Source organism: Azonexus caeni, from assembly GCF_048146105.1.
Taxonomy (GTDB): domain Bacteria; phylum Pseudomonadota; class Gammaproteobacteria; order Burkholderiales; family Rhodocyclaceae; genus Azonexus; species Azonexus aromaticus_B.
In genome coordinates this window covers 14,564-34,947 of the sequence record NZ_JBKJAD010000011.1, presented here as the reverse complement: position 1 = coordinate 34,947, position 20,384 = coordinate 14,564, and the positions used below count along the sequence as shown (strand labels likewise).

Annotated in this window: 18 protein-coding genes; 7 read left to right on the top strand and 11 right to left on the bottom strand. The window is 63.1% G+C overall.

Annotation, left to right across the window (positions count from 1 at the left end; all coding sequences use genetic code 11):
* Window positions 1-3: 3 nt before the first annotated feature.
* The 4 genes from sdhA to ACLIIZ_RS11885 form a co-directional block, all read right to left on the bottom strand.
* Entirely contained in the window at window positions 4-1,788 is a 1,785-nt protein-coding gene (gene sdhA / locus ACLIIZ_RS11900; RefSeq protein WP_416692348.1) for a succinate dehydrogenase flavoprotein subunit, read from the bottom strand.
* A gap of 2 nt (window positions 1,789-1,790) precedes the next feature.
* Window positions 1,791-2,138: a succinate dehydrogenase, hydrophobic membrane anchor protein gene (gene sdhD / locus ACLIIZ_RS11895; RefSeq protein WP_416692347.1), complete on the bottom strand. Its 348-nt coding sequence runs from the start codon at window positions 2,136-2,138 to the stop codon at window positions 1,791-1,793.
* Entirely contained in the window at window positions 2,135-2,533 is a 399-nt protein-coding gene (gene sdhC / locus ACLIIZ_RS11890; RefSeq protein ID WP_416692346.1) for a succinate dehydrogenase, cytochrome b556 subunit, read from the bottom strand. The genes sdhD and sdhC overlap by 4 nt, the downstream gene beginning before the upstream one ends.
* Window positions 2,534-2,654: 121 nt before the next feature.
* Entirely contained in the window at window positions 2,655-3,410 is a 756-nt protein-coding gene (locus tag ACLIIZ_RS11885; RefSeq protein WP_416692345.1) for a GntR family transcriptional regulator, read from the bottom strand.
* Window positions 3,411-3,607: 197 nt separating this feature from the next.
* Between ACLIIZ_RS11885 and ACLIIZ_RS11880 the strand changes: the two genes are divergently transcribed.
* The 3 genes from ACLIIZ_RS11880 (at window position 3,608) to ACLIIZ_RS11870 (ending at window position 6,378) form a co-directional block, all read left to right on the top strand.
* Window positions 3,608-4,600 carry a malate dehydrogenase gene (locus tag ACLIIZ_RS11880; RefSeq protein ID WP_416692344.1) on the top strand — a complete coding sequence of 331 codons (993 nt, stop codon included), beginning with the start codon at window positions 3,608-3,610 and terminating at the stop codon, window positions 4,598-4,600.
* Window positions 4,601-4,670: 70 nt separating this feature from the next.
* On the top strand, window positions 4,671-5,654 hold the full coding sequence (locus tag ACLIIZ_RS11875) for an HpcH/HpaI aldolase/citrate lyase family protein (protein ID WP_416692343.1): 984 nt from the start codon (window positions 4,671-4,673) through the stop codon (window positions 5,652-5,654).
* Entirely contained in the window at window positions 5,647-6,378 is a 732-nt protein-coding gene (locus ACLIIZ_RS11870) for a tRNA pseudouridine(65) synthase TruC (protein WP_416692342.1), read from the top strand. The genes ACLIIZ_RS11875 and ACLIIZ_RS11870 overlap by 8 nt, the downstream gene beginning before the upstream one ends.
* Here the strand turns inward: ACLIIZ_RS11870 and ACLIIZ_RS11865 are convergent.
* The 4 genes from ACLIIZ_RS11865 to ACLIIZ_RS11850 form a co-directional block, all read right to left on the bottom strand.
* A complete protein-coding gene (locus ACLIIZ_RS11865) occupies window positions 6,372-6,812 on the bottom strand; it encodes a CBS domain-containing protein (RefSeq protein WP_416692340.1) in 441 nt (146 codons plus the stop codon). The two genes, ACLIIZ_RS11870 and ACLIIZ_RS11865, sit on opposite strands and share 7 nt — an antisense overlap.
* 112 nt (window positions 6,813-6,924) lie before the next feature.
* The gene (locus ACLIIZ_RS11860) at window positions 6,925-7,356 is read right to left on the bottom strand and encodes a hypothetical protein (RefSeq protein WP_416692339.1); all 432 of its coding nucleotides are present in this window, start codon (window positions 7,354-7,356) and stop codon (window positions 6,925-6,927) included.
* A gap of 4 nt (window positions 7,357-7,360) precedes the next feature.
* A complete protein-coding gene (locus tag ACLIIZ_RS11855) occupies window positions 7,361-8,566 on the bottom strand; it encodes a hypothetical protein (RefSeq protein WP_416692338.1) in 1,206 nt (401 codons plus the stop codon).
* 85 nt (window positions 8,567-8,651) lie between these two features.
* A complete protein-coding gene (locus ACLIIZ_RS11850; protein ID WP_416692337.1) occupies window positions 8,652-9,908 on the bottom strand; it encodes a nitronate monooxygenase in 1,257 nt (418 codons plus the stop codon).
* 182 nt (window positions 9,909-10,090) lie between these two features.
* On the opposite strand from ACLIIZ_RS11850, the gene ACLIIZ_RS11845 reads away from it, so the two are divergent.
* Window positions 10,091-11,248: an NnrS family protein gene (locus ACLIIZ_RS11845; RefSeq protein ID WP_416692336.1), complete on the top strand. Its 1,158-nt coding sequence runs from the start codon at window positions 10,091-10,093 to the stop codon at window positions 11,246-11,248.
* A 7-nt stretch (window positions 11,249-11,255) separates the two neighbouring features.
* Here ACLIIZ_RS11845 and ACLIIZ_RS11840 read toward each other — a convergent pair whose 3' ends face one another.
* Complete coding sequence (locus ACLIIZ_RS11840) at window positions 11,256-11,561, bottom strand: antibiotic biosynthesis monooxygenase family protein (protein WP_416692335.1); 306 nt, start codon at window positions 11,559-11,561, stop codon at window positions 11,256-11,258.
* 263 nt (window positions 11,562-11,824) lie between these two features.
* Here ACLIIZ_RS11840 and ACLIIZ_RS11835 point away from each other — a divergent pair, with 263 nt between their 5' ends.
* Window positions 11,825-14,329 carry a cache domain-containing protein gene (locus tag ACLIIZ_RS11835; RefSeq protein ID WP_416692333.1) on the top strand — a complete coding sequence of 835 codons (2,505 nt, stop codon included), beginning with the start codon at window positions 11,825-11,827 and terminating at the stop codon, window positions 14,327-14,329.
* 16 nt (window positions 14,330-14,345) lie between these two features.
* Here ACLIIZ_RS11835 and ACLIIZ_RS11830 read toward each other — a convergent pair whose 3' ends face one another.
* Entirely contained in the window at window positions 14,346-16,043 is a 1,698-nt protein-coding gene (locus tag ACLIIZ_RS11830; RefSeq protein WP_416692332.1) for an AAA family ATPase, read from the bottom strand.
* 160 nt (window positions 16,044-16,203) lie between these two features.
* Between ACLIIZ_RS11830 and rlmF the strand changes: the two genes are divergently transcribed.
* Window positions 16,204-17,190 (top strand): 23S rRNA (adenine(1618)-N(6))-methyltransferase RlmF, encoded by a 987-nt coding sequence (rlmF, locus tag ACLIIZ_RS11825; protein WP_416692331.1) that lies wholly within the window; start codon window positions 16,204-16,206, stop codon window positions 17,188-17,190.
* A gap of 252 nt (window positions 17,191-17,442) precedes the next feature.
* Here the strand turns inward: rlmF and ACLIIZ_RS11820 are convergent, their stop codons facing one another.
* Window positions 17,443-18,177 carry a hypothetical protein gene (locus ACLIIZ_RS11820; RefSeq protein ID WP_416692330.1) on the bottom strand — a complete coding sequence of 245 codons (735 nt, stop codon included), beginning with the start codon at window positions 18,175-18,177 and terminating at the stop codon, window positions 17,443-17,445.
* 460 nt (window positions 18,178-18,637) lie between these two features.
* Here ACLIIZ_RS11820 and ACLIIZ_RS11815 point away from each other — a divergent pair, with 460 nt between their 5' ends.
* Window positions 18,638-20,209 carry a Fic family protein gene (locus ACLIIZ_RS11815; protein WP_416692329.1) on the top strand — a complete coding sequence of 524 codons (1,572 nt, stop codon included), beginning with the start codon at window positions 18,638-18,640 and terminating at the stop codon, window positions 20,207-20,209.
* Window positions 20,210-20,384 lie beyond the last annotated feature (175 nt).

The window sequence follows — 20,384 nt, the reverse complement described above, 5'->3', positions numbered from 1 at the left end:
CCGTTAGTACGAACGCGTCTTCAGCGCGATGGGTTCGACGGTCAGCGGCTGCATGGTGACCGGCTTGTAGGTGATCGAGTTATCCACCGGATTGAACAGGGTGTGCTTCAGCCACTCGGCATCGTTGCGACCGTTCGGGAATTCCGGGGTATCCGGGGCGTCGTCGCGGACGTGGGCGCCGCGCGATTCCTTGCGGGCCTCGGCGGAGAGCATCGTTGCCTTGGCGACTTCGATCAGGTTTTCCATTTCGAGCGCTTCGGTACGGGCCGTGTTCCAGGCCATCGACTTGTCCTTGATCTCGAGCGCGCGGGCCGCCTTCTCGACTTCCAGGATCTTCTCGACGCCGGACTTGAGCAGGTCGCCGAAACGGAACACACCGGCGTGGTTCTGCATCGTGCGTTGCATGGCCAGACGGGTTTCGTGCACGTTGGCACCGCCCTTGCGGTTGTCGATGGCGGAAATCCGGGCCAGCGACTTCTCGGCAGCGTCCTTCGGCAGATCGCGGTGAGCCTGGCCGGTCTTGAGATCTTCGACCGCGGAGTCACCGGCCGACTTGCCGAAGACCAGCAGGTCGAGCAGCGAGTTGGTACCGAGGCGGTTGGCACCGTGCACCGAGGCGCAGGCGCATTCACCGGCGGCATAGAAGCCCGGGACGACGGTGTTGTGATCGCCGTTCTCGCTGACCACGACACGACCCGAGTAATGCGTCGGGATGCCGCCCATCTGGTAGTGACAGGTCGGCACGACCGGCAGCGGTTCCTTGATGCAATCGACGCCGGCGAATTGCAGGCCGATTTCACGGATACCCGGCAGGCGCTTCATGATGGTGTTCGGGTCGAGGTGGGTGATGTCGAGCAGGACGTAGTCCTTGTTGACGCCACAGCCGCGGCCTTCGTTGATTTCGGTGGTCATGGCGCGGGAAACCACGTCACGCGACGCCAGATCCTTGGCGTTCGGCGCGTAGCGCTCCATGAAGCGTTCCTTGTTGGCGTTACGCAGGATGCCGCCTTCGCCACGGACGCCTTCGGTGATCAGCACGCCGGCACCGGCGACGCCGGTCGGGTGGAATTGCCAGAATTCCATGTCTTCGAGCGGGATGCCGGCACGCGCCGCCATACCCAGGCCGTCACCGGTGTTGATGAAGGCGTTGGTCGAAGAGTAGAAGATACGGCCGGCACCACCGGTCGCGAAGATGGTGGCGCGGGTGTGGAAGATGACGACCTGACCGGTTTCCATTTCCATCGCCGTGACGCCGACGACATGACCATCAGCATCGCGGATCAGGTCGAGCGCCATCCATTCAACGAAGAACTGGGTATTGGCCTTGACGTTGCGCTGGTACATCGCGTGCAGCATGGCGTGACCGGTGCGGTCAGCGGCGGCACAGGAGCGACGCACCGGCTTTTCGCCGAAGTTCGACATGTGGCCGCCGAACGGACGCTGGTAGATCTTGCCGTCGTCGGTACGGTCGAACGGCATGCCGTAATGTTCAAGCTCGACGACGCACTCGTTGGCCTTGCGCACCATGAACTCGATCGCGTCCTGGTCGCCGAGCCAGTCGGAACCCTTGACGGTATCGTACATGTGCCAGTGCCAGTGATCTTCCTCGGAGTTGCCGAGCGATGCGGCAACGCCGCCCTGGGCGGCAACGGTATGCGAGCGGGTCGGGAAGACCTTGGACAGGACGGCCGTCTTGAGGCCGGCTTCGGACAACTGGATCGCGGAACGCAGACCGGCACCACCGGCACCGACGATGACCGCATCGAATTTCAGAACAGGAATACTCACGCTTACAGCCTCCAGAGAATCGCAGCAGCCCACGCGGCGTAACCCACCAGCGCGGCAATGGTCAGGACATGCAGGGTCAGGCGCAGGCCGACCGGTTTGATGTAGTCCATCCAGATGTCACGCACGCCGATCCAGGCGTGGTAGAACAGGCTGACGAAGAACAGGAAGGTAAAGAACTTGATGACGCCATTGGCGAAAACCGCCTGCCAGGCTTCAAAGGTGGAAGGACGAAACACCAGCAGCACGGCGGCCAGGATGACTGAATAAACAGCCATGATGACGGCAGTGGCGCGCTGTGCGACCCAGTCCTTGAGGCCGTAATGGGCGCCGACAACGATACGGTTGATCACAGCAGAACCCCCCACAGAATGATGCTCAGCGGAATGCTGACCGCGAACACGGCAGCGGCGGACTTGCGTGCCTGCGGCTTATCGACGCCGACATGGACGTCCATCAGCAGGAAACGGATGCCGGCGCAGAAATGGTGCGCATAGGCCCAGATCAGACCCGCCAGAATCAGCTTGACCGGCCAGGAAGCCACCAACCCCTGAAAGACCGCAAAAGTCTCCGGCGAGGTCACGCTGGCCTGAAAGAGCCAGAGAATGACCGGCAACATCAGGAACAGCCCCGCCCCGCTCACCCGGTGGAAGATGGAAACCTTGCCCGGAAGCGGCAATTTGTAACTACGCAGCGAAGCCAGGTCCAGATTTCTTGGACGCTCCTTCTTTATCATCATCTCTGCCATGAAGATATTCCCTCGCGAAGAGTGCGGATTTCCGCTTGTATGTGGTTTGAAAAGAGCCGTAATTATACAGTCAAACGAGCCCCGATGCGCCAGTTGGCGGCCCTTGCAGCAGTTTCAGCGATCACCCCAGTTCGTTTCGGTAATAATGGTTGCGCGTGCAGTACAGGCCCTTGCGCCACTCCACCGGCCGATTGCCGTAGGTGTAGGCGGTGCGCTCGACCAGCAACAGCGGCTCGCCGCACTGCACGCCGAGCAGCGCCGCGCATTCCTCGTCGGCGGCCACGGCACGCAAATGTTCTTCGGCGCTGATCATGCGTACGCCGAAATCACTCTCCAGCAGGCTGTACAGCGAACGCTCGCCGGCACGCAACAGTTCTAGCGTCAAGCCCGGAAAAAACTCCGCCTGCAGGAAAATCTGGTCGAAGACGACCTTCTCGCCGCCAAAACGCAGCAAACGCTTGATATGCACCACCGCCCCCCCTGGCGCCAGACCGAACACCGCCGCCACCTCGGGCGGCGCATCGACCACCTGGCAATAGAAGGGTTCGCTGACCGACGGCACGGCGATGCCGTCATTCGGCATCAGGCGCAGGAAACGATAGTAGGCACGCGGGTCGCTATGGGTGGAAACGAAGGTTCCCTTGCCCTGCCGCCGCACCAGCAGGTTCTCCGCCGCCATCTCGTCGATGGCCTTGCGCACCGTCCCCTGACTGACATTGAAGCGCTGCGCCAGCTCGCCTTCGCTGGGAATCACATCACCCGGGCGCCACTCGCCGCGCTCGAGACAGCCGATCAGGAAATCCTTGATCTGGCGGTACAAGGGGCTGAAGGTCGGCGCGGATGCGCGGGCAGCGGAACGCAGGGTCTCTCGGGTCATGGGCCTCGATTTCAGCATAATTCAGCGCCAGCGTCCACCAAAAGTTGTCTTATATAAGACACATGAATCAATTGACACGGATAGACCGAGCTTCTAACATCGTGAATTCCGCTAGCCGATCCGACGCAAGGAGAATTCGTCGGCTCCCGGAATCGACCAATAATTCAACCAAGCTGCTTTAAATTCAGGAGCGATACATGTCCAAAGCCCCCATGCGCGTCGCCGTGACCGGCGCCGCCGGTCAGATCGGTTATAGCCTGCTGTTCCGCATTGCCTCGGGCGAAATGCTCGGCAAGGACCAGCCGGTCATCCTGCAACTGCTCGACCTGCCGCAAGCCCAGAAGGCCGTGCAAGGTGTGATGATGGAACTCGACGACTGCGCCTTCCCGCTGCTCGCCGGCATGGTCGCCACCGACGACCCGAACGTCGCCTTCAAGGACGCCGACGTCTGCCTGCTGGTCGGTGCCCGTCCGCGTGGCCCCGGCATGGAACGTGCCGACCTGCTGCAAGCCAACGGCGCGATCTTCACCGTTCAGGGCAAGGCCATCGCCGAGAACGCCAAGGAAGACGTCCGCGTGCTGGTCGTCGGCAACCCCTGCAACACCAACGCCTACATCGCCCGCGCCGCGGCGATCAAGGTTGGCCGCACCAACCCGAACAACTACCACGGCATGCTGCGTCTCGACCATAACCGCGCGCTGACCCAACTGGCCCAGAAGTCCGGCCGCGCCGTCTCCTCGCTCAAGCAACTGGTCGTCTGGGGCAACCACTCGCCGTCGATGTACGCCGACTACCGCTTCGTCACCTCGAACGGCGACAGCGTCAAGGACATCATCAACGACGCCGCCTGGAACAACGACGTCTTCCTGCCGACCGTCGGCAAGCGCGGCGCCGCGATCATCGACGCCCGTGGCCTGTCGTCCGCCGCTTCGGCCGCCAACGCCGCCATCGACCACGTCCGCGACTGGGTCCTCGGCTCCGACGAATGGGTCACGATGGGTATCCCGGCCCCGGCCGACAACGGCTACGGCATCCCGGAAGGCCTGGTCTTCGGTCTGCCGTGCGAGTGCAAGAACGGTTCCTTCACCCTGATCAAGGGCCTGGAAATCGACGAATACTCCAAGGGCAAGATCGCCATCACCCTGAAGGAACTGGAAGACGAACGCGCCGCCGTTGCCGGCATGCTGTAATCGTTCTTCGGCACCAACAGAAGGCCGCGGTAAAATACCGCGGCCTTTTTCATTTATCCGACGATATTCCATGCGCCATCCCAAGCACGTCCTGTTCGCGGGCGAAAAGCCCTTCCCCATCCTGCCCGCCGTCGATCATTACGCGGGTTCGGAAAAGCTGATGCGCAAGGCCCTGCAACTGCAGCAGGAACTCGGGCCGATCTTCGACATCACCTGCGACTGCGAGGACGGCGCGCACGCCGGCGCCGAACGCGAACACGCCGCGATGGTGGTGGAGGTCATCAACAGCGCGGACAACCGATTCAACCGCGTCGGCGCGCGCATCCACGACGTCACCCATGGTCACTGGCGGAGCGACCTGGAAATCCTGGTCGGCGGTGCCGGCAACCGGCTGCCCTTCATCACCCTGCCCAAACCCTGCGGCGTCGGCGATGTCCAGACGCAACTCGAGGCGCTGCGCGAGATCGAGCGCGCCGCCGGCGTCGAGCGACGGATTCCGGTGCATGTGCTGATCGAGACCCACGGCGCGCTGCGCGAAGTCTGGGAAATCGCCGCCCTGCCCGGCGTCGAATCGCTCGACTTCGGCCTGATGGACTTCGTCTCCGGCCACCACGGCGCGATCCCCGGCAGCGCGATGAAGAGCCCCGGCCAGTTCGAACATCCGCTGGTCGCCCGCGCCAAGTGCGAGATCAGTGCCGCCGCGCTGGCCTGTGGCGTTGTCCCCGCACACAACGTCACCACCGAACTGAAGGACATCGAAACCATCCGCAACGACGCGCTGCGCGCCCGTCGCGAATTTGGCTTCCTGCGCATGTGGAGCATCCACCCGAACCAGATCCAGCCGATCGTCGAGGCGATGCGCCCCGACTTCTCCGAGGTCGAAGCCGCCACGGAAATCCTGATCGCCGCCCAGGACAAGGACTGGGGCCCGATCCAGCACGCCGGCAAGCTACACGACCGCGCCTCCTACCGCTATTACTGGGAGTTGCTCGAGCGCGCCCACGTCACTGGCATGGACCTGCCCGATACCGCCCGGCAACGCTTCTTTGCCTGAACAGCTACCCATCCTTTACCGCGACGAGCACATCGTCGTCATCGACAAGCCGCCCAACCTGCTCGTCCATCGCTCGGAAATCGACCGCCACGAGACGCGCTTCGCGATCCAGCTACTACGCGACCAGATCGGTCAGAAGGTCTGGCCGGCGCATAGACTCGATCGCGGCACTTCGGGCGTCCTGCTCTTTGGTCTTTCTGCAGAGATCGCCAGCGCGCTCGGCCGGCAATTTGCCGAAGGCACGGTCGCCAAGCGTTACCTCGCCGTCGTGCGCGGCCATCCGCCGGCAAGTGGCAGCATCGATCACGCGCTGACCCGGCAGCGCGACGATTACGAATTCCAGGGCGAACGCAGCAGCCAGGAAGCGCAGCCGGCGCTGACCCACTACCGGCGGCTGGCGACGATCGAACTGCCGGTCGCCGTCGACCGCTACCCGAGCAGCCGCTACGCCCTGCTCGAACTCAACCCGGTCACCGGCCGCAAGCACCAGTTGCGCCGCCACCTCAAACACATCGCCCACCCGATCATCGGCGACGCGACCTACGGCAAGGGCCGCCACAACCGCTACTTCGCCGACGAGTTCGACTGCCACCGGCTGCTGCTGGCGTGCACCCGCCTCGCCTTCCGACACCCGGTCACACAACTGGCGATCGCCATCGACGCCCCACCGGGCGGCGAATTCGCCGCCCTGCTCGAACGCTTCGGCTGGCCCGCAGTTCAGTAACCGATCGAGTTTTCCAGCGCTTCCAGGCGCTCGATGTCGTGTTCGAGCTGGACCAGATCGCGGCCCAGCGCGTCGCGTGCCGACACCATGCCGATCGCCCGCCCGTCGGCATCGACCACCGGCACATGGCGGAAGCCACCCTCGGCCATCAGCAACAAGGCGTGCGCCAGCGGCCGGTCGGCCCGGACACATTGCGGGTCGCGCACCATCACCGCCGAGAGCGGCGTGGTATCGGGATCGAGCGCGCCGGCCAGCACCTTGTTGAGCGCATCGCGCTCGGTGAAGATGCCGACGGTCCGCCCACCGTCGACGATCAGCAGGGCACCGATCCGTTTACTCGCCATCAACTGGCAGGCGGCGCGTACGGAAGTTTGCGGCGTTGCCGTCACCAGCGGACGGTCGGCAATGATTTCAAGCAAAGGGCGTGCAGTCATTTCGGGTCTCCTCATCGTTATGGGTCCGGGACGTCGTGTCGCCGGCCGGCGCCTGGCCAAGGCCAGTCTGCCGCTGCCATATTGAGATTTTATGAAGCCGACCGCAAGCCGCTCACGGCTTCAGTTCGTAGACCACGCGGACGCGGGCGTCGGCCCGGCTCAACTCGACGAAACCAATGCCGCCCGGGCGCGCCGCCACCCATTTGAGGACATCTTCGGAGCTATCGACGCGCGGCGGCGCCTGCATGCGCCCGGTAAAAATCTGCCGCGACCAGTAGGCGTTGATTTCGGAAAGATCCTTGCCGACCAGCAAGCGGTAGAACTGCGCCCGCTGCGGGTTGGCGTCGACCAGGTCGACCGGCTGCACCTCAGTGCCATTGAAGAACTGGCGATTGCGCCCGAAAAAGATGTTGATCACTTCGTTGCGCGTCATCGCCGCCACCCCACTGCGCGCATTGACGACGACGACCAGTTCGGCGGTCGCCACGCTGCTGCCCAGGCAAAAGGCAGTCAGCAGCAGGAATCTCAGCCAGCGTCCAATCATGCGTTCAGAAAACGAAGTCCAGACTCATCGAGAAAACGTTCATCCGCCCATCCCAGTTCGCCCGATCGTCGCGCCGGTAGGGAAAGAGCGACGACGCCGAACCGCGCACGCCATCCCACTGTGCCTTGAGCGCCACGTTGCGGGCGAAATCCCAGCGCACCCCGGCGAAGACGGTGTCCTGATCGGAATGCGAATCCTCCATCACGTAATTCACCACTGCGCTTGCCGAACGCCCCCGGCGATGCGAACGCACCGTCGAATAGCCCAGATAGGGCGTCCAGTCGGCAAGCCGGTAACCGAACAGGAAATAGGCGGCATCCGAACTTTCAAGCGCGTGCGAACCCTGCTCGATATGGTTGAGCATCAACTGCGCCTGCACCGGCCCCCGGTCATAGACCACGCCGAACGAGTAATAGTGGGTACGAGTGCCGCGAGCCCGCAGGTAATCGGCATCGGCGGCCGACAGCGTCAGCCCTTTTTTCGCCATCACCGTCGCCACCGGCAGATCGTGCTCGAAGCGGATGTTGGCGTAGCTGCCACGCACCTGCCAGTGCCCCGACTGATATTCCAGATAGCCGCCGGCCATCGGCGAATTGCGGATGTTCCACTGTTCGTCGCCCAGCGGAATGCTGCCGCGCGACAGGCCGTAAAACGCCTTGCCGCGGATGATGCCTTCGCCGAGCGGCAGGGTCAGCGCAACATCGCCGCCATGGATGCTGTAGAAAGGCAGGTACCAGAAATAATCGCCGGGTGGCCGCACGGTCAGGAAGGAATAGCCGACCCAGCGCGAATCGGCCATCATGAAAAACTCGGTACCCAGTCGCCCGGCGCGCAGGCTCAGGTTCGGCGTCGGATCGTACTTGACGAAGGCCCAGGCCAGTTGCGGCTTGAAACTGCGGTGCTGGTCATAGCGACTGATCGCCTGCACCGCCACCAGCCATTGCGGCGTTGCCTGCCAGTCGGCCTGCAGACCGAGCACGCTGTCGGTCTTCGCCGTCCATTCGTCGGTTGCCCCGCGCGCCTGCGACAAGTCGCGAACGAACTCGACATCGTCGGTCGTCGTGCGCACGGCGCCCAGCGTACCGAAACCGCGAACCGTGAAATTCCCTTCGTCTTCCGCCTGAACGCCGCCAGCAGCAAACACCTGCAGGCAGGCCGCCAGGATCACGGCTCGTCGGCCGGCACCGGATCGATCACTGCGTTTCAGCATGAACATTTCTGGCGAAATCTCCCGGCCGGCTGACGGCCCGCTCGTTATCCGAGAACCCGGTGGCACGCCGCCGGACTGACCAGGCTCAAGCCTGGACGACCGTCGGCAGGGCGATCTGGTTATCGGTACTGAATTGATAATCCTTGAAGATGTGCTCGGCAGTCAGCATCTGGTAGCTGCCGTCGGCCAGCTTGTGCGTGGTGTCCTTCAGACGCCAGGTCAGTTGACCGCAGGTCCAGATTTCAAAGTTGCGCATGTGCGTACACAGACAGGTCTTGTCCATCACCTTGACCTTGCGGGCTCCCGGATGCAGCGCCACCTCGCGGTTGTAGGCGGTGATGTAGGAACACTTGCCGGCGGCGTCGAGCAGGTAACCGTAGGCTTCGCAGTTCGGCCGGATACCGTCGCCGATGCCGGGACTGGACTTGATCATGCGCATCGGGTAGCCGGTCGGCGAAATCTGGTTGACCTCGATGTCGTCCTCGGTCGCCTTGAAATATTCCTGCTTGGCCGCCGTCGGCAGACCGCATTCCTCGGCCACCGTGAAACGCGTCGCCACCTGCACGGCAGCCGCACCGGCATCAAGGAACTGCGCCGCGTCGGTACCGGTGAAGATGCCGCCGGCCGGAATCACCGGAATGTCCAGATGTTCGTTCTTCAGGTACAGCATCACCTCGGCGACGATGGTCGCCAGGTCGTACTGCGCCCAGTCCATGCCGAAACCGAGGTGGCCGCCGGCGAGCGGGCCTTCGACGACGATGAAATCGGGCAGGCGGTTGGTGCGGGCGCTCTTCTTGAGGAAAAGTTGCAGGGCGCGCACGGACGAGACGATGATGCCCAGCTTGGCGTCGCGGAAGCGCGGGTGGTCCTCGATCAGCGCGAAGGAACCGAGGTGCAGGCCGGCCGCCAGCGTGATGCCGTCAATGCCGGCATCGAGCGCGGCCGACATGCGGACCTTGAGGGTCTCGCGCGGCGCGTTCATGGTCAGCTTTTCCATGCAGTTGATGAAGACCATGCCGCTGCCCTGCTTGCGCGTCATCGTCGCCTCGACGTGCAGACGGGTGGCTTCCTCGAGGCGACCGAGGTCGAACTTGACCGACGACTTGTCCTCGTTGTTCACGTTGTACTTGTACAGCGCGAGCTTTTCCTTGACGTGCTTGGTATCGTAACGGCGATCGGAAACGGTGTTGATCATCGCATCCGAAATATGGCCGACGCCGCCGAGCCGGGCGGCCTCCAGTGCCAGATCGGCCGTCGAAATGTCGACACCCATGCCGCCGATCATGATGGGAACCAGCTCGTGCTTGCCAAATCGCAAGCGGAAGTCATCCACACGCTTCATCTTCATCCTTGGAAAAACCGTCCGTCGCGATTCATCTCCCCCTCGCTGACGGGCAAGCTTGGGATTTTACGCCAATGTCCCGGCGCCTGCTTGCCGCCATCGGATAAATCAAAGAATCGACCACTCCCGCTTGGTAAAGTTGCGACGTATTTTGCTGATCCCTCCCGTTTCCCGGAGTTCCCATGTCGCTTCTCACGCACCCACTCTGGCGGGTCGGCTTTCGCCCCTTTTTCCTCCTCGGCATGCTCGCCGGTGCCATCCTGCCGGTTGGCTGGGCACTGCTCTTCGGCGGCCACGCCGGTCTTGCCGCGAGTCCGGTCGAGCCCTTGCGCTGGCACGCACACGAGATGTTCTACGGTTTCGGCTGGGCGATCCTCGGCGGCTTCCTGCTCACCGCCACCAAGAACTGGGTCAATGTGCGCGGCCACCACGGCGGCCGGCTCATCTTCCTCAGCGTTGCCTGGCTGCTCGAACGCACCACCCTGCTGCTCGGCGCCGACTGGCCGGTGGTGCTGTGCCTGCTCGGCGAACAGCTCTTCCTCGGCAGCATCGTCGCCCTGCTGCTGTGGACGCTGATCCGCCACCGCAACCAGGACAGCTACCGCGACAACCTCTTCTTCATCGTCCTGCTGCCGGTCTTCATCGTCGCCAAGACGCTGCTGCTGCATGGCGATTTCACCGCCGGCACGACGATGACCCTGGCCCTGTTCCGGCTCGCCTTCCTGCTCATGCTCGAACGCACGCTGAGCCAGTTCATGCGCGCTGCCTTCCAGGTCGAGATCCGCCGCGACGCCCGGCTCGACCTGGCGATCAAGGGGCTCGGCCTGCTGCTGGTGGCCGCCCCCTGGCTGCCCGGCGCGCTGGCCGCCGGCCTGGCACTGGCGCTCGCCGCCCTGCTCCTGATCCGCCTGCCCTTCTGGCACCCGCTGCGCGCGCTGCGCCGGATCGACATCGGCATCATGTTCGTCGGCTACCTGGCGATAGCCGGGCAATTGCTGCTGCATGCCTGGGAATATTTCTTCGGCCCGGCCTGGGTCGGCACCCTGCCGACCCACCTGTTCACTTTCGGCGCGATGGGCTGCGTCATCCCGGCGATGATCGTCCGCATCGCCAAGGGACATACCGGGCGCAAGGTGAGTTTCGACGCCGCCGACCGCGGCGTGCTCTATCTCATGCTGGCGGCGCTGGCGATCCGCACCCTGCTGCCGCAACTGGCGCCGACGCACTACCTGCTGTGGATAGACGCCGCCGCCCTCTGCTGGCTGCTCGCCTTCGGCCTGCTCGCCTGGCGCTACGTGCCGCTCCTGCTGGCGCCGCGCATCGACGGCCGTGAGCACTGATCGCTGATTAGAGCACGGCTTCGAACAACTCTAGTTGCGGCGGCCCGAGATAGAAATCGCGCGGCGACTGGCCGGCCTGCATGTGCGCCTTGCGGAAGGCATCCGACTTCGTCCAGTCGGCGAAAGCCTGCTCCGATTCCCAGACCGTATGCGAGGCAAACAGGGTGCGCTCGTCGTTGCTGTCGCCGCGCAGCAGGTTGAAGGAAACGAAGCCCGGCACCTCGTGCAGGTAGCTGTTGCGGTTGCGCCAGTGGGCGACGAAATCGTCCTCCTTGCCGAGGGCGATGCGGAAACGGTTCATGGCGAGAAACATGGATGGAAGCTCCCGATTCAAATGGAATTAACGACCGTACCCTCGCGCCAAACGGATTCGGCCCGAAAGGTCCGCACCAGTGACGAAGCCGGCTCCGGCAATTCTACAAGGCATTGCCGGAGCCCCGTGAGACGCTGCCAGCGGCCGCCACGGGAAGCTCGGCGGGCAGGCCTGGCACGCCTGTAAAACAACGTGGCAAACATGGTCTTTAGTGCTTAAACTGCTGCCACTTTGCCAAGGACCCCGACCGTTTTCCCGCCCGAATGAAGCCCCGCAAGACCCTGAGCCGGATTTTGCTCGCCAACATGCTGCTGGTATCGACGCTGGCCTGCGTACTGATCGGCAGCCTGTGGATCGCCCAGGAAATTCTCGCCTTCAACGCCGAAGTCGCGGCGATGAGCGAGCGTCTGCTCGCCGAGCGCAAGGCGCGCATGCAACAGGAAGTCGACGCGGCAGCGGCCTATCTCGAGTTCATGCGCGGCCAGACCGAGGAGCGGACGCGGCGCATCATTCGCGAGCGGACGCTGGAAGCGCATCGCCTGGCCACCTACCTGTACGACCACTACAAGAACAAACTGGCGCCCGCCGAACTGCAGGACATGGTGCGCGAAGCCTTGCGCCCGATCCGCTTCCTCGACGGACGCGGCTACTATTTCGCCACCCGGCTTGATGGCATGGAAATGCTGTGCGCCGCCTGCCCGGAACTCGAGCAGAAAAACCTGCTCGACCTGCGCGACGCCAGCGGCGCCTACGTCATCCGCGACATGGCGGAACTGGTCAGGAAGGATGGCGAAGGGTTCTACCGCTACACCTGGAGCAGACCGGGCGCCCCGGGGAAGGAACACGCCAAGCTTGCTTATGTGAAGCACTTTGCCCCTTTCGACTGGTTGATCGGCACCGGCGAATACCTGGAGGACACCGAAGGCGATCTGCAGCGCGAGGCACTCGACTGGATCCGCCGCATCCGTTACGACGGCGATGCCTATCTTTTCGCCGGAGACTGGAGCGGCGTGGCCTTGTCCGGCCCCGGCACCGGCAAGAACATGCTGGCGGTAAGCGACCCGAACGGCGTCATGATCGTCCAGGAACTGATCCGCCTGGCGCAACAAGGCAGCGGTTTCGTCAATTACCTGATGCCGAAAATCGACGGACAACGCCCGGCGCCGAAGATCAGCTATGCCCGCGGCCTGCCCATGTGGAAGTGGTACATCGGCACCGGCATCTATATCGACGATATCGACAATCTGGTTGCCGAAGCCCGCCAGCGGGCGCGCAACGAGCTGCTCTGGAACATCGCCAAGATCTGCGGCATCCTGTTCCTGCTCTGGTTGGCCGCCTTTGGCTTGGCCGGCCGGCTGAACGTACGGACGCGGGCGATGATCGCGGAATTTTCCGGCTTCTTCAGTCGCAGCGCCGACGACCAGACCGAGATGCCGCTCGCTTCGCTCGACATCGCGGAATTCCGCGAACTGGCGGAAGGCGCCAACCGCATGATCACGCGCCGGCGCAAGGCGGAGGAAACCTTGCGCGAGTACCAGGAGCAGCTCGAAAAAATCGTCGAATCGCGCACCCGCGACCTCAATCTGGCCAAGGAAGCGGCCGAAGCGGCAAGTCGTGCCAAGAGCACCTTCCTCGCCAACATGAGCCACGAACTGCGCACGCCGATGAATGCCATCATGGGCATGGCGGCACAGGCCAGACGGCGCAGCAACGAACCGCAACTCGGCGAGCATCTGGGCAAGATCGAGCAGGCATCGCAGCATCTGCTCGCCGTCATCAACGACATTCTCGACATCTCCAAGATCGAAGCCGAACGCCTGACGCTGGAAATGACGCATTTCCGCCTCGGCGAAGTCCTGGAAAAGGTCATCTCCCTGCTTGATCACAAGGCGAAGGAGAAGGGAATCGCGCTGCGTACCGAACTGCCGCCGGAAATTGCCCGCCTGGTGCTGATCGGCGATCCTTTGCGCCTCGGTCAGGTACTTCTCAACCTGCTCGGCAACGCCGTCAAATTCACTGAGCGGGGCAGCATCGACCTGCGCCTGCGGCGGATCGACGATCTCCCCGACAGCGTCCGGCTGCGCTTCGAAGTCGCCGACACCGGCATCGGCATCACCGCTGAAGACCAGCAACGCCTGTTCACGGCGTTCGAACAGGCCGATGGCTCGATGACGCGCAAATATGGCGGCACCGGACTCGGGCTGGCCATCAGCAAGCGCCTGGTCGAGATGATGGGCGGAGAAATCGGCGTGACCAGCCAGCCGGGCAGCGGCAGCAGCTTCTGGTTTACCGTCAAGCTCCAGCTCGACACGGAAACCCACCTGCCGCCCCCGAGCCAGCCCGCCAGCCCGCCGCTGACGCAGGCCGAAACCCGCCTGCAGACGGAATTCGCTGGCCAGCGCATCCTGCTGGCGGAAGACGAGCCGATCAACCGCGAAGTCTCTTGCGGCCTGCTGGAAGACGTCGGGCTGTGCGTGGATATTGCCGTCGATGGCAGTCAGGCCGTCGATCTTGCCCGGCAACACTCATACGCGCTGATCCTGATGGACATGCAGATGCCCTGCCTGAACGGCATCGACGCGACGCGCGCCATCCGCGCCCTGCCCGCCCACGCCGATACGCCGATCCTGGCGATGACGGCCAATGCCTTTGCCGAAGATCGCCAGGCCTGCCTCGACGCGGGGATGAACGACCACCTCGGCAAACCGGTCGCCCCCGACCACCTGTACGAAACCCTGCTGCGCTGGTTGAGCAAACCCGGGGCCTGAGCCCGGCCCGCCAACGCTACTCCGCCTGCTCCAGCGCCCGGAACATCGAGCAGCGCCGGAACACCGCCTCGCCCGCCGCCACCTGTTTCTGGCTGCAGTATTTGGCGACCAGCTTGGCCAGCCCCTTGATGTCGCGCCCCGACGCCTGCGGGAAGATGTCGGGCAGGCGCTCAAGCAATTCCGGTGCAACCACAAGGCCGAACTGCGCCGCCATCACCCCCCAGATTTTCCGGCGGTCTTCCCGGCTCGGCGCGTGGAAGCGGATCAGCGCGATGCAGCGCGAGACGATCGCCTCGTCGATGTCGTCCACCCGGTTGGTCGTCAGGAACAACAGCCCGTTGAAATACTCCAGCACGCGCAGAAAGACGCCGACCACCGCGTTCATCGTGATGTTGTCGTCGCGCCGCTTGATGTAGACATCGGCCTCGTCGATCAGCATCACGGCGCCCCAGCGCTGGGCGCGGGTCAGCACCTCCTTCAGCATCTTTTCCATCTCCGCCACGTTCAGCCCGAGCTGGCCGGAATGCACGCGGTAGAGCGGGCGGCGGATGATCTCCGAGTACACCTCGGCGGTCAGCGTCTTGCCCACCCCCGGTGGCCCGGCGCAGAGCACCGTCGTGCCGCCCGACTTGCCGGCGACGATGTCGTCCATCAGCACGTCCATCTCGGCGGTCAGGATGTCGATCAGGTCGGTCTGCTCCGGCGGCAGTACCAGCTTGTCCTTCAGTTCCGGCTGGTAGGCGTAGGGCGCGATGTCGTCCACATGGACCCAGACGTAATGGTGCAGGTCGAGGTGGAACATCAGGATGAAGAAATGCACCGGCAGTTCGGTAAACAAGCCCTTGGCGATGCCGTCGCGGGTTTCCTCGACTTCCGCCTCCTCCTTGCCGGAAAGGCGCGAGTTGCGCTGCACGCGACGCACGAACTTGGCCAGGATGTCACCGGTGGCGTCCATCGCCAGCACGCGCTCGCCGAGGATGCCCTCGTCGTTGACCAGGCGCGCCGGCGAACCGGTCGACGAGAGGACGATCTGGTCCTTGCGCGAATAATCGGTGTCGCGGTGCGTCGCCGTCGGGTTCTCGGCGAACCAGCCGGTGCCGCTCCCGGAAAACTGGGCGCCGTACTGCGCTCGCCACTCGAAATAGCGCGCCGCGCCTTCCTCGTAGGCCGCCAGCAAGGCCGGCGTCTCCTTGACAAAGCCCTTGCCGGCAAGGATTTCGGCGACCGTGTGGCCAGCGATGTCGGGGCCGGAAATGCGCAAGGTCGCCGTCGCCATCTTCGCCCGCGAATTGGCCCGCAGTTCGAGGAAGATCTTGCCCGTTTCCTCCTCCGACGGCGGCGTGTAATCGAGCCGCGCCACCACCCAGGCCAGCGGCTTGCCGGTGATCGCCGCCGAAAACAGCCAGCCGCGTTCGCTGCCGTCGGCCAGGTAGCGAGCAATGGCCGGCACCGCCATTTCCAGCTCTTCGGCCTCAAAGCGATGCCCGGTCTCGGCCAGCGCCGCGCGCAGCGTCGCTATCTGCGCTGCCTGCGCGCGCAACTCGCGGTCGCCAGCCGCGTACTGCGCCTGCAGCAAGTCCAGTTCGGCGGCTTCCAGTTGGGCGAAGGAAACCTCGACCCGGTTGCCGAAACGCAATTGCTCGCGCAAGTGCGCCAGGCGCGGAAAGGCTGCGAGCAGCGGTTCAATGTGGCGGCGTTCGATCGACAACTTCATCGGCGGATTCCCCCGAGATTGGCTTGTTGCTTCGTCAAGCCAGTTTCATGCCTTGCCGCTCACCCGCCAAACACCAGAAAAATCATGCGCTTGCGCGCCGACGATTTTGTCGCACCTGCAACACGTGGGACAATCGCGCCCCGTTCCCGGAAAAATCACCATGCACCCGCGCAACAAGAATGCCGACGGCTACGACCTCGCCGCCCTCACCGCGACCTCGGCCGCGCTCGCCAAATACCTGAAGACCACGCCGGCCGGCGAGCCGACCATCGACTTCGCCAACCCGGCGGCGGTCAAGGCGCTCAACCGCGCGCTGCTCATGCACCACTACGGCGTCAAGGGCTGGGAGATTCCGGAAGGCTACCTGTGCCCGCCGATCCCCGGCCGCGCCGACTACCTGCACGCGCTGGCCGACCTGCTCGCCACCTGCAACAAGAAAGCCGTCCCGACCGGCCCCGGCGTGCGCGCGCTCGACATCGGCACCGGCGCCAACCTGGTCTATCCGCTGATCGGCCACGCCGAATACGGCTGGTCCTTCCTCGGCGTCGACATCGACGAAGCGGCGCTCGCCAACGCCCAGAAAATCCTCGCCAAGAACCCGGAACTCGCCGGCAGCATCGAACTGCGCCACCAACCGGTCTGGGACAACATCTTCACCGGCCTGCTGCGCAGCGGCGAAAGCTTCGACGTCTCGCTGTGCAACCCGCCCTTCCACAACTCGCCGGACGAAGTCCTCGCCGTCAGCCAGCGCAAATGGAACAACCTGGGCAAACCCGGCGCCAGGAAGGGCAGCACCCAGCCGCGCCTCAACTTCGGCGGCGGCGGTACCGAACTCTGGTGCAACGGCGGCGAACGCGCGTTCGTCAAATCGATGATCGAGCAAAGCACGCAGATCCCGAAGCGCGTGCTGTGGTTCACCTCGCTGCTCTCGAAAGCCGACAACCTGGTGCACATCGAAGCCGCGCTGAAAAAGGCCAAGGTCGTCGAATCGCGCATCCTGCCGATGACCCAGGGCCAGAAACAAAGCCGCATCGTCGCTTGGACCTTCTGCGCCAACGGCGAACGGGAGAAATGGCGGCGGGAACGGTGGGCAAAGAGCGAGGGAATCACCGCTGAAAACGGGGAAGGTCTGCCGGCCGAAAACTGACGACCGGCGCCGTCCGGACGTGATGATCAGCGAGTAAAATCAATCAAAACATGGTGATTTTTATCGCCACGAAGGCACTGCAGCGCGCATTCGACAAAGGTGATCAGACTTGATTTTCCATTCTTGCCGAAAATCGAGGTTGGCCTCTTTATCCGCTTTATCCGGGATCGTCGGGTGCGGTTTTTTCGTTTTTGTTGCCATAAACGTTGGCGGAAAGCAGTGCGTATTCGGGGCGGGTGATGGTCGTCATAATCAGTGATCCTGAGATGAGTTGTTTTCTTTGCCAGCGTTGAGTCTTTTCTTGGCTTCTTCGAGTCGTTTGAGCGTTTCCTCTCGGCTAGGATTAACGCTTACCGGAATTTTCTTTTGCCAATACCCGCAGAACTCGAGACCCCAGCGAAACAAATCCTCATTCCTTGCTCTTTGCTTGGTGCGCGGATCAATGGCTGTGCGCTCATAGTGAGCCTGAATGCTCTCCGGATTCGTTCTATTGTCCCGGGCGCTCCTGGCATACCGGTCATATGGGCGATCGTCTTGCCCATTGAGTCTCAGCAACCCCTTGGTGTCGTCTTCAGGATTGTGCCCCCATGGATCGATTTCCAGATTCCTTCGAATACGGCCTAGCGGCGCGTCAGATTGAGGAATTTCAACCCATTTAGCATTGGCCCACTTCAGTATCTGAATGGCGTAGTCTTCGGGTTTCTTGGTGGAGCATGCCTGAATGCTTTCCGCGTATCGCACGAGATAGAACACCCCGTCCACGCGGTCGAAGCTCATCGGTGACCGATAGACACCGAAATCGCCCTTCCAATAGACCCCTTCGGGGTCATAGCGCAGTTCGCCGTCGATATACGCACCACGCTTTGAATCTGGAAATCCGCCGCTTTTGGCGCGAGCCTTTCTCCAAACCACGATCACGCTGCCGTCGCTAAGTTTGACTTCCTCTTTCCATTCGGCAGTGTCAATACCTTTACTACAGGCAGGCAAAGCGGTTATGCCGATAACAAAATGCGAAATGCATGCACAAACGTTTGTTGAAATTGAGCCGCCCCATTACCCGAAATCGCAAAAGGTTGAGCATCTCGCTATAGAAGCTCCCTGTGGGTGGGACGTATTCATTCTTAAAAGCCATGGCAATGCTCCTTATTTCAATCTCGATAGCGCAAAAAGGCCCTGACTCAAATTTTCCCAAATTTTCCTCAGCCGCGCCTCGACTTCGGCGGCGGCACCGAACTCTTGCGCAACGACGGCGGGAACGCTGAGCAAAGACTGAGGGAATCGCCGCTGAAAACGGGGAAGGCCTGCCGGGAGAAAACTGACGCCCCACACCGGCCGGACGTGATGATTGGCGAATAAAATCAATCAAAACATGTTGATTAATTTCAACTGAACATGTAGATTGTTTTCGGCAAAACATGGCGATCAATCACAACCCCGCAGGTGACCTATGGCGCGCCCCCGACTTACCCCCCGACAAAAACTCGCCCGCGCCCTGACTGAACTGCACGGCGTACTCGGCGCCGACCGCGGCGTAGTGCGGGGGCCGCAACTGACCAACGCCAATCGCGTGCTGCTGCTGGAAACCGGCTATCTGCGAGAAATCCTCAAGGGCTGGTATTTCGTCTCCGACCCGACGGCCGAGGCCGGCGACACCACCCCGTTCTACGCAAACTTCTGGGAATACCTGGCGCGCTATCTCGGCGAACGCTTCGCCACCGGCTATTGCCTGACCGCCGAGCATTCGCTGCTGCGGCACGCCCGGCAAACCGTGATCCCCGCCACGGTCAACGTCATGCTGGCCTCCAGCCAGAGCCAGGTGCAGGAACTGGCCTTCGGCCACACGATCGGCATGTTCCCCGGCAAATCGACCTTCCCGACGGAAAGCCAGACGCAGGCCATCGACGGCCTGCGCTGCATGAGCATCCCGCTCTGCCTGGTCAGCCTGCCGCCCCGCCACTTCGCCACGCACGGCCGCGAAATCCAGATCGTCATGACGCAGTTGCAGGATCCAGGCCCGCTGGCCGCGCTGGTCGACGTCAACCGTGCCGGCCTGGCCCGCATTCTTTCCGCGTACCGGCAGGTCAAGCGAGACGATTTCGCCGATGCGGTGCTAAGCCAGCTTGCCGGTCTGGGCATCCAGCTCAAGACCGACGAAACCCCGTTTGCCGCCACACCGATCTACACCCTCGGGCAAGCGGGGCGCTCGCCGCTCTACGCCCGCATCCGCGCACTGTGGGAACAACACCGGGAAAGCGTGATCGCCTGCCGGCCGGACAATGCCGTTCTCGATCTCAGCCCCGCCGATTACCTCGCCCGAGTGCAAGCCATCCGCACCGAGGACGCCTACCACTCGCTATCCATCGAGCGTTACCGGGTCACCCCCGAACTGATCCGCAAGGTCGCCGACGAAGCCTGGGACCCGGTCAGCGACGCGGCCGATCAAAAACAGGTAGCGGCGATGGCCGCCAAAGGCTACCTGGACGCCTTCGAACTGGTACGCGATGCCGCAGCACAGGCTTACGCGCAGCGCACCGCGGACCCCGGCCTCTCGGCCCGGCTGTTCGCCAGCCAGCACCAGACCTGGTACCAGAAACTCTTCGGGCCATCGGTCGATGCCGGCATCCTCACCGTCGCCGACCTCGTCGGCTATCGCCGCCAGCACGTCTTCCTGCGCGGCTCGCTGCACTCGCCGCCACACCACGACGCCGTCCTCGACGGCATGACGGCCCTGTGCGAATGCCTGGCCGCCGAAACCGATGCCTTCGTGCGCGCCGTACTCGGCCACTGGCTTTTCGGCTTCGTCCATCCGTACATGGACGGCAACGGCCGCACAGCACGATTCACCATGAACGTCCTGCTGGCCGGCGGCGGCTACCCGTGGACGGTCATCCGCGTCGACGACCGCGACGAATACATGCGCGCCCTTGAATCAGCCAGCGCAAACGACGACCTGACGGCATTCGCCGGGTTCATTGCGGCGCAGGTTGTTCGAGCGGCAAAGCCGGGGTTGGTGGGATGATGGGGATGAAGGTGTTGACTGAGCGGATGCGGTTGTAAGCCCCAGAAGAGGAGTTCGTCGGCTCGATAGCCCTGCGGCGGTTTTTTGAAAGGCGCCGTTCAATATGATGGTTGAACGGGTACTAGTCGGCCAGATCAAACCTTGGGCTACTGACCAGAATCAGGCGGCAATTTAC